A 14,947-nucleotide genomic window follows, 5' to 3' on the forward strand; every position below is an offset into this window, starting at 1 on the left:
CCGTTGGCTCAAGGGTGGGACGACGGCGCCGGGTCGGCGGCAGCCTGTAGCGGCGGGATCGAGAGGACGTTCTGCACGTCCGGACCGGATGAGGCCGGGCGATCGAAGACGAGGTGGCGGAAGGCGCGCAGCGGCGTGCCGAGGGCCCAGCCGATGATGCTGGCGCTCGACAGGACGAGGCCCCTGCGGCGCTGCCGACCGGCGCGCTGGGCACGCACGGAGGCCATGTCGCCCATCATCAGTTCGGCGATCAGCGGGTAGTCGCAGGTCTCCGTCCGGTAGTGGACGCCGAGGACCGGACGCCCGCCCTCTTCACCCGTCGAGCGGACCACCACCGGAAGCGTGCCGACCGGTGACCCGTCGGTCCGCGAGACCTTCAGGTCCGCACGCTGCTCGGTGCCGACGAAGGGCAGGCCGGCGAGCGGGCGGAGCTTGGCGCCCGAGGACGAGATGTCGACCACGACGACCGGCACCACGGTTTCGGCGAATGCGAGCTCGGCCATCCGTTCGGTGACGATGCGCGGCATGCCGCGGCGTTCGCGCCGCTCGGTGACGACGCCGAGCGCGGCGGCGGCGATCACGAGGTTGAGGAGGTTCCAGGCGCCGACCACGAGCAGGATGCCTCCGACCAGCGGCTCGGTCTGGTAGCGATAGACCGCGTAGCCCATCGCGCCGAGGAGGACGGCGAAGATCGCGAAGTACGGCCAGGCGAGTTCCGACAGGCGATCCTCGGCAAGGGTGTCGCCCTTGGCGGTGACGTTGAAGGTCGGCCGACGCGGATTGACGATGACGCTGAGGACGGCGCGGAAGAGATAGACGGACTGGACGTACTCGTAGAGCTCGGAGATCCACGGCCAGCGCACGCGGCCGTAGAGGTAGTTGCGGATCAGCGAACTGATGACGAGGTAGGTCAGCGTATAAGCGACGAACTCCTGCGCCGACACGTCGTAGATCTTCATGTCGAAGAAGATGAACAGGAGCGGCGCGATCAGGAAGACGACGCGCACGATCGGGAAGAACCAGATGAGCGCCGAAGACAGGTAGCAGATCCTCTGTGCCAGGCTGAGGCCCGGCACCAGCGCGGCGTTCTTCAGGAACAGGATCTGGAGCATGCCGCGGCACCAGCGCGACCTCTGGCCGATGAAGCTCGACAGCGTCTCCGGCTGAAGGCCCGTGACCATCGGCCGGTCGACATAGACGCTCTTCCAGCCGCGCGAGTGCAGGTCGAGGGCGGTCTCGCAGTCCTCGGTGATCGTGATGCCGGAGAAGCCGCCGACCTCCATCAGGGCGGACCGGCGCAAGAGGGCCGCGGACCCGCAGAAGAATGCCGCGTTCCACTTGTCGAGACCCTTCTGGATCGTGCCGTAGAACATCTCGTTCTCGGACGGCATCCGCTCGAAGGTGCTCAGATTCTTCTCGATCGGATCCGGATTGGAGAAGAAATGCGGCGTCTGGACGAGGAAGGTCTTCGGGTCGGCCACCATGTAGCCGACCGTCTGGCGCAGGAACTCCCGCGCCGGCGCATGATCGGCATCGAAGACCACGACCAGCTCACCGTTCGAGGCGGCAAGCCCCGCATTGAGATTGCCGGCCTTGGCGTGGGTGTTCCGGGCCCGCGTGACGTAGGTGACCCCGAGATCCCGGCACAGCGCCTGCAGGTCCTCGTGGCGATGGCGCGCCTCGGCGGCCTTCATCGGATCGCGGGCGTTGCGCTTCTCGTCGGTTCCGCCGTCGTCCAGGAGGAACACGCGCAGCTTGCCCGCGGGATAGTCCATGGCGAGAGCGCTCGACAGCGTCAGCGCCAGGATCGCCTTGCTTTCGTTGTAGGACGGCACGAACACGTCGACATGCGGCAGGGCCGCGTCGTCGACCTCCGGCGCTGCGGCGCGCTCGAGCGGGTCGGACACGACGAAGAGGTTCATCCCGAGGAGGACGATGTAGAACATCTCCGCGAGGTAGAGGATCACGGCCGGGACGAAGTTGGCGAGGTCGTCGGGCGAGGGCAACGTCGCCGTGGTGCGCCAATAGGCATAGCGCAGGACCACGGCAGTCGTGATCGCCAGGAACACGAAGCGCCAGGGCCCCTGCAGGCGCAGCACGTAGATCGCCGCACCGACCGCGATCGCGATCGACGCCACCGTCAATTGCGCGTCGACGCTGACGGGTTGGCTGATGAGGAACAAGCCGCTGCAGGCTGTGAGAAGCCACAGCAAGCCGAGCACGGGAAAGCGCATTCTGCCCTCGCGGTTACAATTTTATGAAAGATCAATCGCAGGAGAGACGCTTGCCTTGCTGATCTCCTACCCTATGGGAAGTATCATCTAGACTTTAAGTCATGACTATATGTCGGACCGTGGACTCGATCGTTTTTCGCAAGGGAGCGTTAATGCGTTCGCCGAGCTCTTAGGACGGAATACGACGCCGATGTCGCTGCGGCGGGAGGACCGGGGACGTCGTCCGGGTCGCGCCCGATGGCTGCGGTGCACGCATGGGAGCGACGTATTTTTGGTCCGTCCGGACCGCCCACGATCGGTGACGGATTCCGATCCGCCACCATTTCGAAGATCATTCGGTCCGAAGCTCGAGAGCCGTCATTTGAACCGAGTTGGGCACCCGCCCCGATGCTCCGGCGAGCCGGTCTTGTGAGCCTCCGCTCGAGGCGAAATCGTCCATTACCGACGGAGGATTGCCCCTGCCGTCAGCCCTCGATCGCATGCGGCACGAAGCGCGACAGGTTGCGGGTGATGCGCGAGCGGTCCTCGCGGATGCCGAGCCCGGCCGCCTCGTTGCCGACGACCCAGGCGCCGAGCACCGCGAACTGCCCCTCGGCCTCGAACAGCGGCGTCAGTTCCTGGACGATGGCAGGCCCCGCGCCGTAATCGCCGTCCGTCGCCTCGGCTTCGCGGCCGCCTTCGAGGATCGCGATGTTCTCGCCCTCGCGCGAGAAGAAGGGCTTGCGCACGGAGCGCTCGAGCGAGCCGGCGCGCGGGTCGTCCCGGAAGAAGGCCGGCAGGAGGTTGGGATGGCCGGGATGGCGCTCCCAGAGAAGCGGCAGGATGCCCTTGTTCGAGAGGATCGCCTTCCAGCCTGGCTCGACCCACTGCGTTCCCGAGCCCGGGAGATGGCGCGCGAAGGGCTCGCGCATCATGTCCTCCCACGGATAGAGCTTGAAGCAGCGGTCGATGACGCGCTCGTTCGGGTCGGTGAAGCGACCGATCGCGTCGACGCCGATCGAGCCCATGTCGATGAGGGCCGTATGGTGCCCGGCCTGCACGGCGCAGTCCATGAGATAGGCCGCGGTCCCGCGGTCCTCGTCGCTCGCCGTCACTGCCGCGAAGTGGAAGATGCGGTCCGCCGGAAACGCCGCGAAGGCCGAGACGAGGCTCTCCTGCAGGAGGTTGAACTGGTCGGCGTCGCCGGGCAGGCGCCCGAGCGCGATCTGGTCGGTCAGCCAGTTGTGCTGGAAATAGGCCGCCTCGAAGATGCCGGTCGGCGTATCGGCGTTGTATTCGAGAAGCTTGGCGGGCCCGCGCCCGTCATAGGCGAGGTCGAAGCGGCCGTATAGCGAGGGCTCTCGCTCGCGGAACGACCGGCGCACGAATTCGAACTGCTCCGGCGGGATGTCGAGGCGCGCCATCAGCGCGTCGGACGCGGCGACCTCCGCCGCGAGGTCGAGGCAGAGCGCATGCAGCGCCTGCGTCGGGGTCTCGATCTCCGCCTCGATCTCGGCGAGGCTGAAGCCGTAGTAGGTGTCGTCCAGCCAGTAGGGCTCGCCGTACATCTCGTGGAAGCCGAAGCCGACGGCCTCGGCCGTTCGCTGCCAGCCCTCGCGCGGCTCGATGCGTCGACGCTCCACCCTCAGCCGCCGAAGGAGAAGCCGCCGCGGCTCGACGACAGGCCGCCGAAGCCGCTGCGCGAGACGGTGCGGGTGTTGACGTTGGCGGGGCGCGGCGTCGCGGTCTGCGTGCCGATCACCGGGTCGGAGCGGTAGGTCGTGCCGTTCCGCCCGGTGAAGATCGGCGTCGGGCGCGTGTAGGAGCCGCCGCCGACATAGCGGCCGTAGGAGTTGTAATCCGTCATCCGCTGCACGGCGGAGGAGATGAGATAGCCGGTCATGAAGGGCAGGAAGAAGCTGCCCCCGCCGGTGCCGCCGGCCTCTTCGCGCGGCACCTCCATGCAGCGCCCGGCGCCGTATTCGGTCTCGCAGGCAGCCTTGCCGTCGAACTTGGGCGCGTCGCGCAGGTGCCGGCTGAGCGCCGTTTGATACTCGGCGTTGCAGATGCCCTGGTCGAAGCCGGCCTCGATGCACTGCGCCGGCGAGGTGAAGAGCGTGTTGTCGGAGGGCTCGTCGCCGCAGCCCGACAGCGCCAGACCGCCGGCGGCGATGGTGCCGAGCGCCAAGAGCGGCGGCCGTTGGGAGAGGAAGCGTCGGGTCATGGCCGCATCCTCAGTAGGTCATGCAGGCGGCGTTGAGCATGCCGATCGCCAGCGAGATGCCGGCCGACCACAGCCCGCCGGCCATCTCGCCGTTCGTGATCCGCCGGGGAAGCCCGCGCATCGTCAGGCAGGCGACGGCAAAGGCGATCGCCTGGAACACGGCGCCGATCAGCGCCCAGATCACGAAGTCGGCGAGCGAGACGGAGTTCGCCGCGGCCGAGGCGAGCGGCAGGGAGAAGCCGAGGATCGCGCCGAGGAAGGCGACGACCGCCGTCGCGTTGCCGGTGCGGATCAGCGTCAGCTCGTGCTGCGGCGTCAGGGCGGAATAGAGAACGGAAAAGGCGGCGAGCGAGCCGAGCCCGGTGGCGAAGTAGGCGAGAAAGGCCGGCAGGCCTGCGACGTAGCCGAACATGCTGCGGGAGGTCCTTGTTGTCAGAAGAGGGGGCGCGCTGGGATCACAGGCGGCGCACGTCGGCCGCCATCAGGCCGTAGCCGAGGATGAACTCGATTGAGGAGCCTTGCGAGGCCGCCGTGCCGAGATCGCGCTCGATGTTGATCAGGAGCATCTCGCGCGCCTGGCCGAGCGGGCGGGCGTAGAGCATGCAGGACTGATGGATCTCGCGCCGGCTCTGGCCGTCGTTCACGGTCTCGACGAACTCCACGAGGTCGGCGCGCCCCGCCCCGTCGCCCCAGAAGCGCTCGAAGACGATGCCGTCCGCGTCGTAGCGCGGTTGGCCGATGAGGCCCAAGGGCCCGCGCCAGCGCGCCCAGTCCGCCGCGCCCGCCGGCACCACCGAGTCCCACGGCTGGTAGAGGCTGACGTCGAGAAGCTCGTCGCCGGGTGCCGCGGACGCCGAGAGGACCTGGAGCATCGTGTTGTCGTCGGCATAATAGCGCGAGAGGACCGTCTGCGGGTCGAGCCGCGCCTCGCCATAGGCGGCGACCAGCATCACCCCGCCGGCCGGCAGCGGCATGGCGGGCTCGGCGCCCGCCGTCATCGCCTGGAGGCTGAGGGTGTCGATCTCGATGCCGCCGCTGATGGCGACGCCGAGCGGCCCGTATTCCGCGGGCAGCGCCGCCGCGTTTTCACCCGATCCCCAGCCGAAGAAGCGTCCGATCATCCGCGTTCCACCTTGTGCCGCTCGCTGCAACCCTTATGACATGCCGGCCGCCCGACGGAAGGGCGACGACGGTTCGAGACGGGAGTTTGAGAGACATGGCCAACTGGAATCTCGCATCCCTGACGGAGCTTTTCGCCTCCGATCCCCCCGCGCTCGGAGACGTCGACGTCTCGATCGAGGGCGACGTCCTGCGGGTCACCCTGAAGGAAAAGGGCCATCTCGACGTCTTCGTCGTCGCGGGCGGCGAGCAGATCCTCGCCAGCGTCATGCTGGCGCCCGCCGACAGCGTGCCCGAGCGCAGCGCCTTCGAGCGCCTCGCGCTCAAGACGCACAAGCTCGTGCCGCTTTCCACCTTCGGCATCTCGATCGTGAACGGGCAGGAGTGGTACGAACTCTTCGGCTCGCTCTCGGCCCGCTCGTCGGCCGAGGTCGTGGTCGAGGAGGTCGCGGTGCTCGCCGGCAACGCCGAGGACGCGGCCCGCCTCATCGAGGAATGGCGCAACGGGGAGATCGCGGCATGAGCGTCTGGGGCAAACTCTTCTCGGCCGTGCGTGGCGGCATCAACGAGGCGGCCGAAAGCGCGGCGGACACGCAGGCGCTGCGCATCCTCGACCAGGAGATCCGCGACGCCGACAATGCGCTCCGCAAGGCGCGCTCCGACCTCGCCGGCGTCATGGCGACGGCCAAGGCGCTCGGCCGCCGCGTCGACGAGGCCCGCGCCAAGGACCAGAAGGATCTCGAATCGGCACGCGCGGCGATGGCGGCCGGCCGCGAGGACCTCGCCCGCCAGCTTGCCGACCGCATGTCGCGCAACCGCGCCGACATGGCCCGCGACGAGGCCGAGCTGCAGCGCCTGCAGGGTGCGCAGTCGCAGATGCTGCGGGCCGTGCAGGACACCGAGACGCGCATCCAGACGATGCGCCGCGAGGTGGAAGGCGTGAAGGCGAACGAGTCGCTCCTCCAGGCGCAGTCGGCGATCGCCTCCAGCCATGCCGGCGTCAACTCGCGTCTCGGCAGCGCGATGGAATCGCTCGAGCGCGTCAAGAAGCGGCAGGAGGCCATGGCGGGACGGCTCGAGGCGGGCGCCGAGCTTCAGGCGCTGCAGAGCGGCTCCTCGCTCGACCAGGCGCTTCTGGAAGCGGGGATCGGCGGCAACCGGTCCTCGTCGGACGACATCTTCGCCGAGATCACGCGTGGCGAGGCTCCGAAGGCGATCTCCTCCGAGGCGCCGAGCGTCGGCATCACGTATCGGCCGAAGCCCTGAACCGCAGTCCCCGCGACTGACGAGGATCGACCCGATCGGGACCCGTCTGGGACACGATGAAGTCGATACTCCCGGTCGTTTGCCGGGTTGGCGGAGCGGCCTCGGCCGCTCCCTTGCGGGAGCTTCAGGCCGTCTGCGAGCCGGCGAAGATCCTGTTTGATCGCTGGCATCGATGGAGCGAGACGGACGCTTCGACCTGTCCCCATACCCGGAACGAACCGACTGGGCCTCCGGATGGAATGCCACGCCAGGGCCAACCCTTGGCATCGACACCGACAAGCGAACTGGGCCGTTCGGTTCGCACATCTCATCCGGATGGGTCGCGCGGCATCGGCGGACGTCATATCTGTCGATATCCGTCGTCCATGAGCCCCGGACCTTCAGCGGCTGCGGCCAATTGCCGGCAGGCCTTCTTGCCGCTGCCCCGAAACGCCTTCGCCGCGCGGCTTCCTGGGAGACTTCGTATTCCCGCGCTTGGCGAGGCCGCCCGATCCGACGCATGCCGCCGGGCGTGCGGTCGGGTGAGGTAACCCCATCCTCGGTTCTCACCCGACGTTCCGGAACCCGGCAGCACGACCACACGTCGGCCCGTCCGAAACTCGGCCGGGGGTTCGAAGTTGCGGAAGCGAACTCGGTGCTCTCTTACGCCCGAAGGACACGCCCCTTGCGACCGGGATCGCAGAGCCCAACCCCCTTCCCGATCCCCGAAACAGCCGCACCGCGGAGGCGGAAACCAGACACCTCGACACGGCCCCCTCTCCCGCGCGCCTGCCCCTTCGCCGCCCTCCCACCCTGCCCGACCGCGGCGGCTTGCCAGAAGGCGTAACGGCGGGTACTGCTGCCCGCAACAAGGGAAGGTTGCCTTATTAAATTCTTGGGTTCGGTGTCCGCGTTCGTGGGAAGAACGTTCGCAGTCTGGGTCATCGTGTTCGCCGCGCTCGGCTTCTTCCTGCCCGCCGCCTTCCGGCCTGTCGCGCCCTACATCGTGACGCTCCTCGGTATCATCATGTTCGGCATGGGGCTCACCCTGTCGCTCGACGACTTCCGCGAGGTCGGCCGCCGTCCCTTCGACGTCGGCGTCGGCGTGCTCGGACAGTTCCTGATCATGCCGCTCGTGGCGGTTCTCCTGACGCGCATCATCCCGATGTCGCCGGAGGTCGCGGCCGGCGTCATCCTCGTCGGCTGCTGCCCCGGCGGCACGTCGAGCAACGTGATGACCTATCTCAGCAAGGGCGACGTCGCCCTGAGCGTCGCCTGCACCAGCGTCACCACGCTCCTTGCCCCGCTGGTCACGCCGTTTCTGGTCTGGCTCTTCGCCAGCCAGTTCCTGCCAGTCGACGCCATGAGCATGTTCGTCAGCATCGTGAAGGTCATCCTCCTGCCCCTCGCGCTGGGCTTCGCGCTCCAGAAACTCGCCCCGTCGCTCGTGCGGGTGGCCGAGCCCGCCCTGCCCCTCGTCAGCGTCACCGGCATCGTCCTCATCGTCGCGGCGGTCGTGGCCGTCAATCAGGCAGCCACCGCCGGTTCCGGCCTCCTGATCTTCGCCGTCGTGATCCTGCACAACGGCATCGGCTATGCGCTGGGGTTCCTGACGGCACGGGCCTGCGGCCTGTCGCTGGCCAAGCGCAAGGCGATCAGCATCGAGGTCGGCATGCAGAACAGCGGTCTCGGCGCGGCCCTGGCGAGCGCCCACTTCTCGCCGCTGTCCGCCGTTCCCAGCGCGATCTTCAGCGTCTGGCACAACATCTCCGGCGCGCTTCTCGCCAATGTCTATGCGCGGCTGCGGGACGAGCGGGAGAAGCCGCGAAGCATCGCCCCGGCCGAATGAGGGCAGCCGCTCGCGGCGCGCAGAATAGCCCTCACGAAGCGTCGATCCTGGCGGTGGCCGGCAAGGGCCGTGCGCTGCGGCCCTCGTGAAGCGTCGCGTCCGCGATCGTCAACGGGCGACGATCCGCTCGGGCTTGCCCTGCATCAGCCACTCGCCCTCGATCTCGGCGGACGCCCGGGCCCAGAACTCGTGCTCGTGGCCCCAGGGCCGGCCTGCAGCCTCCCACAACTGGTAGGCGCGGTCGCGCACGCGCTTGCTCATGTCTTCGAGGCAACCGGTGGAAATCGAACAGGCGGCTCCCGTCAGGGGGTGCTGACTCATCATGGTCATGGCTGGGCTCGCAAAGATGTTCGCTTCAAGGATGTGGGTCGCCCGCGGCCGCTCGATCCGAGCATCGCAGGGCTGATCAGGTCGTAGATTGTCCCGATCCGCGTCACGTCGAGAGGGCCATCCGAGGATAGTTCGATGGACGCCTCATCAACCGCGGACCGAAAGAGCGATCCTTTTCAAGGGCATGGGGCCGATCTCCCGGCGTGGCATGACGCTGGTCGCCGCCACGGACCACCGGCGAGGCGGACCCAAACGGGGCCATCGCGAACCACGGTCGCCCGTCAGTCCATCTCCAACGATCTTACGACCTCATCATACCAGTTGACATCTGTTCCGGCGTCGTCCGATAGTCTCGTCGGCCCTTGGGAGAGGGAGCGGAGATTTGATGCGGGTCGCTGGGGGGCCGCGCCTCCGCGTTGAGGAGGACCACATGCTCAAGACGTTCATCCTGTCGGCGCTGTCTGCCGCCGCCATCGTTTCCTCGCCGATCACGGCGTCGGCTGCGGACCTGATGGCGATCATCACCCCTAGCCACGACAACCCGTTCTTCAAGGCCGAGGCGGAAGGCGCCGCGGCCAAGGCTAAGGAACTCGGCTTTGAGCCCCTGATCCTCGTCCACGACGACGACGCCAACAAGCAGAACCAGCTGATCGACACGGCCATCGCGCGCGGCGCGAAGGCGATCGTCCTCGACAACGCCGGCGCGGCGGCCACCACGGCGGCGGTGCAGAAGGCCAAGGACGCCGGCATCCCGTCCTTCCTGATCGACCGCGAGATCAACGAGACCGGCATCGCCGTGTCGCAGATCGTCTCCAACAACTACCAGGGCGCGCAGCTCGGCGCCGAGGAGTTCGTCAAGCTGATGGGCGAGGAGGGGCCGTATGCCGAGCTTCTCGGCCGGGAGGCCGACACCAATGCCGGCATCCGCTCCGGCGGCTACCACGAGGTGATCGACCAGTATCCCGACATGAAGATGGTGGCCCAGCAGTCTGCCAACTGGAGCCAGACCGAGGCCTTCGAAAAGATGCAGACGATCCTGCAGGCCAATCCGGAGATCAAGGGCGTCATCTCGGGCAACGACACGATGGCGATGGGCGCTTGGGCCGCGCTGGAGCAGGCCGGGCGCAAGGACGTGATCGTGGTCGGCTTCGACGGCTCCAACGACGTGCGCGACTCGATCAAGGCCGGCGGCATCAAGGCGACCGTGCTGCAGCCGGCCTACCGTCAGGCCCAGCTCGCGGTGGAACAGGCCAAGCAGTATCTCGAGACCGGCAAGACGGGCGTCGAGGAGAAGCAGCTGATGGACTGCGTCCTGATCAATGCCGACAACGCGGCCAAGCTCGAGACCTTCGCCCTGAAGGACTGACGGGTCGCCGGGCGGTCCCGCCGACCGCCCGCTTGCCGCCGATCCGGGGCCGGTCCGCCGGCCCCTCCTGCCGCCCGCCCCGTGTCGAGGTCGCCGATGATCCGCCGCCCTGCCCGTCTTGCCGCGCTCGCGCTCATCCTGGCCCTGCCGGGATGCAAGTTCGTCGAGACCGCGGAACTCGCCGCCCGCGCCGAAGCTGCCGCGAAGCCTGCGGCCGGCTCCGACATCGCCGGCCGCTGGGACGCCGAGATCGTGCCGTATCTGGTCGGGAAGGCGAAACCCCTTGGCGAGATCCGCGCCGCGCTCGGGGGCGGGCTCGATGCCGCGGGCCAGACCTTCGGCTATCGCGAGGTGCCGGAAGGCGCGCCCTGGAACTTTCCGGTCGCGCTCGTCGGCACGATCGTCGAGGCCAACACGAAATCGCGCGCCGCGACCGCCGAGGTCGACACGGACGGCGACGGCAAGCCGGATGCGACGCTCCAGCTCGGACCCGTCGTCAAGGGCACCTCGATCCGCGACGTCCTGCCCTTCGTCTCCTTCACGAGCTACGCCAACCAGATCGAATATGCCGATGTCGCCAAGGCGCTGAACACGCAGGCCTTCGAGCGCGCCCTGAAGGACCTGCCGCGCGACACGCTGGTCGGATCGCGCGTCGAGGCGACGGGTGTCTTCACGCTCCGCACGGCAGGCGACAAGCTGGTCGTCACGCCCGTTCTCGTGAAGCTCGGAGCCGGCGCGTGAGCGACGACATCGTCCTGTCCGTCCGGGGCGCGACCAAGGTCTATCCCGGCACGCAGGCGCTCAAGGGCGTCGACTTCGACGTCCGGCGCGGCGCCGTCAACGTGCTCGTCGGCGAGAACGGGGCCGGCAAGTCGACACTGATGAAGATCATCGCAGGCGTCGAGCAGCCGACCGAGGGCGAGATCCATCTCGACGGCAAGCTCGTCTCGCTGCCCGACACCGCCGCGGCCTCGCGCCACGGCATCGGCATCGTGTTCCAGGAACTCAACCTCTTCCCGAACATGAGCATCGCCGACAACATCTTCATCGGCCGCGAGAAGACGCGGCTGGGGATCGATATCGACGGCGGCGCGCAGAACGAGTTGGCCCGCGCGCTGCTCGCCCGCCTGGAGCATTCCAATTCGCCCGGCACGATGGTCGGGGACCTTCGCATCGGCGAGCAGCAGATCGTCGAGATCGCCAAGGCGCTGAGCCAGGACGCGCGCATCCTGATTCTCGACGAGCCGACGTCGGCCCTGTCGGCGACCGAGGTCGAGATCCTCTTCGGCGTGATCCGCGAGCTGAAGGCGCAAGGGGTCGCGATCGTCTACATCTCCCACCGGCTCGAGGAGCTGGTGCGCATCGGCGACTACATCACGGTCTTGCGCGACGGGCGCATCACGGGCGCGAGAGGCATGGCGGACGTCGACGTGCCCTGGATCGTGCGCGCCATGATCGGCTCGTCCTCCAAGGATTTCGCCAAGGTGGTCGAGCACGACTACGGGCCCGAGATCCTGCGCGTCGAGGACATGACCCTGCCGCGCAAGGGCGGCGGGTTCGCGGTGGACCACGTGTCGCTGTCGCTGCGCTCGGGCGAGATCGTCGGCATCTACGGGCTGATGGGCGCGGGGCGCACCGAGCTCTTCGACTGCATCATGGGCCGCGAGCCGCTGTCGACCGGCCGCGTGACGCTGGGCGGCGAGACGCTGTCCGACCGCTCGATCCACGGCCGCATCAAGCGCGGCATCGCGCTGATCCCGGAGGACCGCAAGGCGGAAGGGCTGGTGCAGATCCTCTCGGTCGCCGAGAACATGTCCATGTCGAGCCTGTCGTCCTTCACGCGGCTCTTCCACCTCGATGTCGGTCGCGAGCGGTCGAGCGTGCGCGACTTCGTCAGGCGGCTCGCGGTCAAGGTGTCGAACATCGACAACCCGGTGTCCTCCCTGTCGGGCGGCAACCAGCAGAAGATCGTCATCGGCAAGGCGCTGATGACGGGCCCCAAAGTGCTCCTGATGGACGAGCCGAGCCGCGGCATCGACATCGGCGCGAAGGCGGAGGTGTTTCGCGTCATGCGCGAGCTGGCCGCGCAAGGGCTCGGCATCCTGTTCGTGACCTCCGACCTCGAGGAGGTGATGGAGCTGTCGGACCGCATCATCGTCATGTCCAACGGCCGCGTCGCCGGCGAGCGCCACCGCTCCGAGACCGACGAGCCTGAGATCGTCGCCCTGTCCGCCGCCGGCCACGGCCGGGCGCCCGCCATTCCACCGACCCGACCGGAGCCCGCCCGATGACCGCCACCCATCCCGCGGCCACCGCGCCCGCCAGCGACCTGTCCCTCGCGCTCCTGCTTCTCAAGGCGCGCACCTTCATCGCGCTGATCCTCGTCGTCCTGTTCTTCTCCTTCGCCGCCCCGAACTTCCTGTCGACGGCGAACCTCATCATCATGTCGGAGCATGTCGCGCTGAACGCGTTCCTCGCGATCGGCATGACCTTCGTCATCATCACCGGCGGCATCGACCTGTCGGTCGGCTCGATCGTCGGCCTCTGCGGCATGGTCGCGGGCTACCTGGTGCTGAACGGCGTGGCGATCGACCTCGTCGGCTACACCGTGTTCTTCAACACGTTCGAGATCGTGCTGATCACGCTCGGCGTCGGCGTCCTGGTCGGCGTGGTCAACGGGCTCCTGATCACCCGGCTCAACGTCGCCCCTTTCATCGCGACGCTCGGCACGCTCTACGTCGCGCGCGGGCTGGCGCTCCTGTCGTCCGACGGGGCGACCTTCCCGAACCTTCGCGGCTCGGCCGAATGGGGCACGGCGAGCTTCCCCCTGATCGGGTCCGGCTCGTTCCTCGGCATCCCCGTCTCGATCTGGACGCTGGTCGTGGTGGGGTGCGGAGCGGCCTATCTCGCCGCCCGCACGCCGCTCGGCCGCGCGATCTATGCGGTCGGCGGCAACGAGCGCGCCGCCGCCCTGTCGGGCCTGCGGGTCAACCGGACCAAGATGTTCGTCTACATGTTCTCCGGCTTCTGCGCCGCGATCGTCGGTCTGATCGTCGCATCGCAGCTCGTCGCCTCGCATCCCGCCACCGGCGAGACCTTCGAGCTCAACGCCATCGCGGCGGCCGTGCTCGGCGGCACCTCCATGTCGGGCGGACGGGGGCGGATCGGCGGCACGATCGTCGGTGCCTTCGTAATCGGCATCCTGTCCGACGGGCTCGTGATGATGGGCGTCTCCTCGTTCTGGCAGACCGTGATCAAGGGCCTCGTCATCATCGCGGCCGTCGTCGTCGACCAGTTCCAGCAGCGCCTCCAGCAGCGGATCGCCCTCCAGCGCCAGGCGGCGCTCGCGCGCTAGCGCGGCCCTCGGGCGCGGGGCCCCGAGGGCATCCGCGCCCCGCGCCTCACGTGAGGTTCTTTGCCGCGACGAGGGATCGACCGCCGCAGCGGCGATCGCGGCAAGGGTCCCCCGAGACGCCTGATCGCCGAAAGGGCGGCCGTGCCGGCGCTGCAGAAGCGGCCGACGGCACGATGGATACCAACCTTCGGATGCCGACGTCGGAAGGAAAGGCTGCCGGCACGGTCACCGAAAGCCGATGGGTGACCAGTCAGCCATGCGCGGTCCGGAACGGAGACGGGAGCGAGCCGGCGCCTCCCCGCACCGGCTCTTCACCGCGGGAGCCCCTCAGCCGTCGACCGCCGGTTTCAGGACGTCCGTGCACCATTGGCGGAAGGTCGTCGGCGTCGTGTTCTCGGGCGTGCGGGCGACGAAGTTGTCGAGCCCCTCGGCCTTGGCCGCCATCATCGCGGCATAGCCGTCCGCGATGGCCGGCGACAGGCCGCGCCGGGCGAGCGTGGCGCGGAAGTCGTCGAGCGCGACCTCGCGGAAGGCGATGGGCCGCCCGAGAGCGTCCGACATGATGCGGGCCAGGTCGTTCGGCGAAAGGTCCTCCGGTCCGAGCACCGGCTGCTCGCCCTGACCCGTCCAGGCCCGGTCGCGCAGGAGCGTCACGGCCCTGTCGGCGATGTCGCCCGTCGCGCAGATCGGCGCCTTCAGATCGCCCGGTGCCGGCAGGTAGAACTCGCCGCGCTCGCGCAGCGAGGCGGCCTGCCGCAGCAGGTTGTCCATGAAGGACGGCATGACGAGCGCCCGAAAGGCGACACCGGTGGACGCGATCAGATCGTCCATGGCGAGCGAGGCCGTCACGAACCCCGCCTGCTGCGCCAGCGGCGTGCCGCGCCCCAGCGCCGAGACGCCGACGACATGGCCGACGCCGCACCGCGCGAAGGCCTCGCAGGCCGGACGGGCGAAGCCCGCATAGACGTCGTCGAGATCGCGCGCATGCATGTCCGGCGGCGGCAGCCAGAAGACGGCGCGCGCCCCCTCGAATGCGCGGTTCACGACGACGGCATCGCCGTGCGATCCCGCGACGACGTCGACGCGCTCCCGGATTTCCGGCGGGATGCGGCCGGGATCGCGCACGACGACGCGGACGGTTTCGCCGAGATCGAGGAGCTTTGCCAGAACCTGGCTGCCGATGGCACCGGTCGGTGTGGTGACGACGATCATGACATCCACCTTTCCTGAGGGCCGACATGCGCGG

14 protein-coding genes are annotated in these 14,947 nt (G+C 68.5%); 7 read left to right on the forward strand and 7 right to left on the reverse strand.

Annotated features, from left to right (window positions below; genetic code table 11):
* Positions 1-8: 8 nt before the first annotated feature.
* From bcsA to BM175_RS16385, 5 genes are all read right to left on the reverse strand, one after another.
* Positions 9-2,234, reverse strand: a complete 2,226-nt coding sequence (gene bcsA, locus BM175_RS16365) for a UDP-forming cellulose synthase catalytic subunit (protein WP_090964889.1) — start codon at positions 2,232-2,234, stop codon at positions 9-11.
* Positions 2,235-2,698: 464 nt separating this feature from the next.
* Positions 2,699-3,856, reverse strand: coding sequence for a glutathionylspermidine synthase family protein (locus tag BM175_RS16370; protein ID WP_090964891.1), 1,158 nt, complete (start codon positions 3,854-3,856; stop codon positions 2,699-2,701).
* A gap of 2 nt (positions 3,857-3,858) precedes the next feature.
* On the reverse strand, positions 3,859-4,437 hold the full coding sequence (locus BM175_RS16375; protein WP_090964893.1) for a DUF1190 domain-containing protein: 579 nt from the start codon (positions 4,435-4,437) through the stop codon (positions 3,859-3,861).
* 10 nt (positions 4,438-4,447) lie between these two features.
* Complete coding sequence (locus tag BM175_RS16380; protein ID WP_090964895.1) at positions 4,448-4,849, reverse strand: DUF350 domain-containing protein; 402 nt, start codon at positions 4,847-4,849, stop codon at positions 4,448-4,450.
* Between the two features lie 43 nt (positions 4,850-4,892).
* On the reverse strand, positions 4,893-5,558 hold the full coding sequence (locus tag BM175_RS16385) for a DUF2491 family protein (protein WP_090964897.1): 666 nt from the start codon (positions 5,556-5,558) through the stop codon (positions 4,893-4,895).
* 95 nt (positions 5,559-5,653) lie between these two features.
* Between BM175_RS16385 and BM175_RS16390 the strand changes: the two genes are divergently transcribed.
* From BM175_RS16390 to BM175_RS16400, 3 genes are all read left to right on the forward strand, one after another.
* Complete coding sequence (locus BM175_RS16390; RefSeq protein ID WP_090964899.1) at positions 5,654-6,079, forward strand: DUF2170 family protein; 426 nt, start codon at positions 5,654-5,656, stop codon at positions 6,077-6,079.
* Positions 6,076-6,822 (forward strand): PspA/IM30 family protein, encoded by a 747-nt coding sequence (locus BM175_RS16395; RefSeq protein ID WP_090964901.1) that lies wholly within the window; start codon positions 6,076-6,078, stop codon positions 6,820-6,822. The genes BM175_RS16390 and BM175_RS16395 overlap by 4 nt, the downstream gene beginning before the upstream one ends.
* 865 nt (positions 6,823-7,687) lie before the next feature.
* Positions 7,688-8,650, forward strand: a complete 963-nt coding sequence (locus tag BM175_RS16400; protein ID WP_090964902.1) for a bile acid:sodium symporter family protein — start codon at positions 7,688-7,690, stop codon at positions 8,648-8,650.
* A 108-nt stretch (positions 8,651-8,758) separates the two neighbouring features.
* On the opposite strand, the gene BM175_RS16405 is transcribed toward BM175_RS16400, so the two are convergent.
* On the reverse strand, positions 8,759-8,980 hold the full coding sequence (locus BM175_RS16405; RefSeq protein ID WP_244546044.1) for a DUF2934 domain-containing protein: 222 nt from the start codon (positions 8,978-8,980) through the stop codon (positions 8,759-8,761).
* 430 nt (positions 8,981-9,410) lie between these two features.
* On the opposite strand from BM175_RS16405, the gene BM175_RS16410 reads away from it, so the two are divergent.
* The 4 genes from BM175_RS16410 to BM175_RS16425 all read left to right on the forward strand — a co-directional run bounded on the left by BM175_RS16410 (position 9,411) and on the right by BM175_RS16425 (position 13,701).
* Positions 9,411-10,346, forward strand: coding sequence for a D-ribose ABC transporter substrate-binding protein (locus tag BM175_RS16410; protein WP_090964904.1), 936 nt, complete (start codon positions 9,411-9,413; stop codon positions 10,344-10,346).
* Positions 10,347-10,442: 96 nt separating this feature from the next.
* Positions 10,443-11,087: a DUF2291 family protein gene (locus BM175_RS16415; protein WP_090964906.1), complete on the forward strand. Its 645-nt coding sequence runs from the start codon at positions 10,443-10,445 to the stop codon at positions 11,085-11,087.
* A complete protein-coding gene (locus BM175_RS16420) occupies positions 11,084-12,637 on the forward strand; it encodes a sugar ABC transporter ATP-binding protein (protein ID WP_090964908.1) in 1,554 nt (517 codons plus the stop codon). The genes BM175_RS16415 and BM175_RS16420 overlap by 4 nt, the downstream gene beginning before the upstream one ends.
* Positions 12,634-13,701, forward strand: coding sequence for an ABC transporter permease (locus tag BM175_RS16425; protein ID WP_090964910.1), 1,068 nt, complete (start codon positions 12,634-12,636; stop codon positions 13,699-13,701). The genes BM175_RS16420 and BM175_RS16425 overlap by 4 nt, the downstream gene beginning before the upstream one ends.
* 327 nt (positions 13,702-14,028) lie before the next feature.
* Here BM175_RS16425 and BM175_RS16430 read toward each other — a convergent pair whose 3' ends face one another.
* A complete protein-coding gene (locus BM175_RS16430; RefSeq protein ID WP_090964911.1) occupies positions 14,029-14,913 on the reverse strand; it encodes an NmrA family NAD(P)-binding protein in 885 nt (294 codons plus the stop codon).
* Between the last annotated feature and the right edge of the window lie 34 nt (positions 14,914-14,947).

Source organism: Aureimonas phyllosphaerae (genome assembly GCF_900113065.1).
Taxonomy (GTDB): Bacteria; Pseudomonadota; Alphaproteobacteria; order Rhizobiales; family Rhizobiaceae; genus Aureimonas; species Aureimonas phyllosphaerae.

Coding starts and splice junctions, on each gene's coding strand:
- BM175_RS16410 (WP_090964904.1), top strand. CDS start 9,411: ATGCTCAAGACGTTCATCCTGTCGGCGCTGTCTGCCGCCGCCATCGTT.
- BM175_RS16380 (WP_090964895.1), bottom strand. CDS start 4,849: ATGTTCGGCTACGTCGCAGGCCTGCCGGCCTTTCTCGCCTACTTCGCC.
- BM175_RS16395 (WP_090964901.1), top strand. CDS start 6,076: ATGAGCGTCTGGGGCAAACTCTTCTCGGCCGTGCGTGGCGGCATCAAC.
- BM175_RS16430 (WP_090964911.1), bottom strand. CDS start 14,913: ATGATCGTCGTCACCACACCGACCGGTGCCATCGGCAGCCAGGTTCTG.
- BM175_RS16375 (WP_090964893.1), bottom strand. CDS start 4,437: ATGACCCGACGCTTCCTCTCCCAACGGCCGCCGCTCTTGGCGCTCGGC.
- BM175_RS16415 (WP_090964906.1), top strand. CDS start 10,443: ATGATCCGCCGCCCTGCCCGTCTTGCCGCGCTCGCGCTCATCCTGGCC.
- BM175_RS16390 (WP_090964899.1), top strand. CDS start 5,654: ATGGCCAACTGGAATCTCGCATCCCTGACGGAGCTTTTCGCCTCCGAT.
- BM175_RS16405 (WP_244546044.1), bottom strand. CDS start 8,980: ATGACCATGATGAGTCAGCACCCCCTGACGGGAGCCGCCTGTTCGATT.
- BM175_RS16385 (WP_090964897.1), bottom strand. CDS start 5,558: ATGATCGGACGCTTCTTCGGCTGGGGATCGGGTGAAAACGCGGCGGCG.
- BM175_RS16425 (WP_090964910.1), top strand. CDS start 12,634: ATGACCGCCACCCATCCCGCGGCCACCGCGCCCGCCAGCGACCTGTCC.
- bcsA (WP_090964889.1), bottom strand. CDS start 2,234: ATGCGCTTTCCCGTGCTCGGCTTGCTGTGGCTTCTCACAGCCTGCAGC.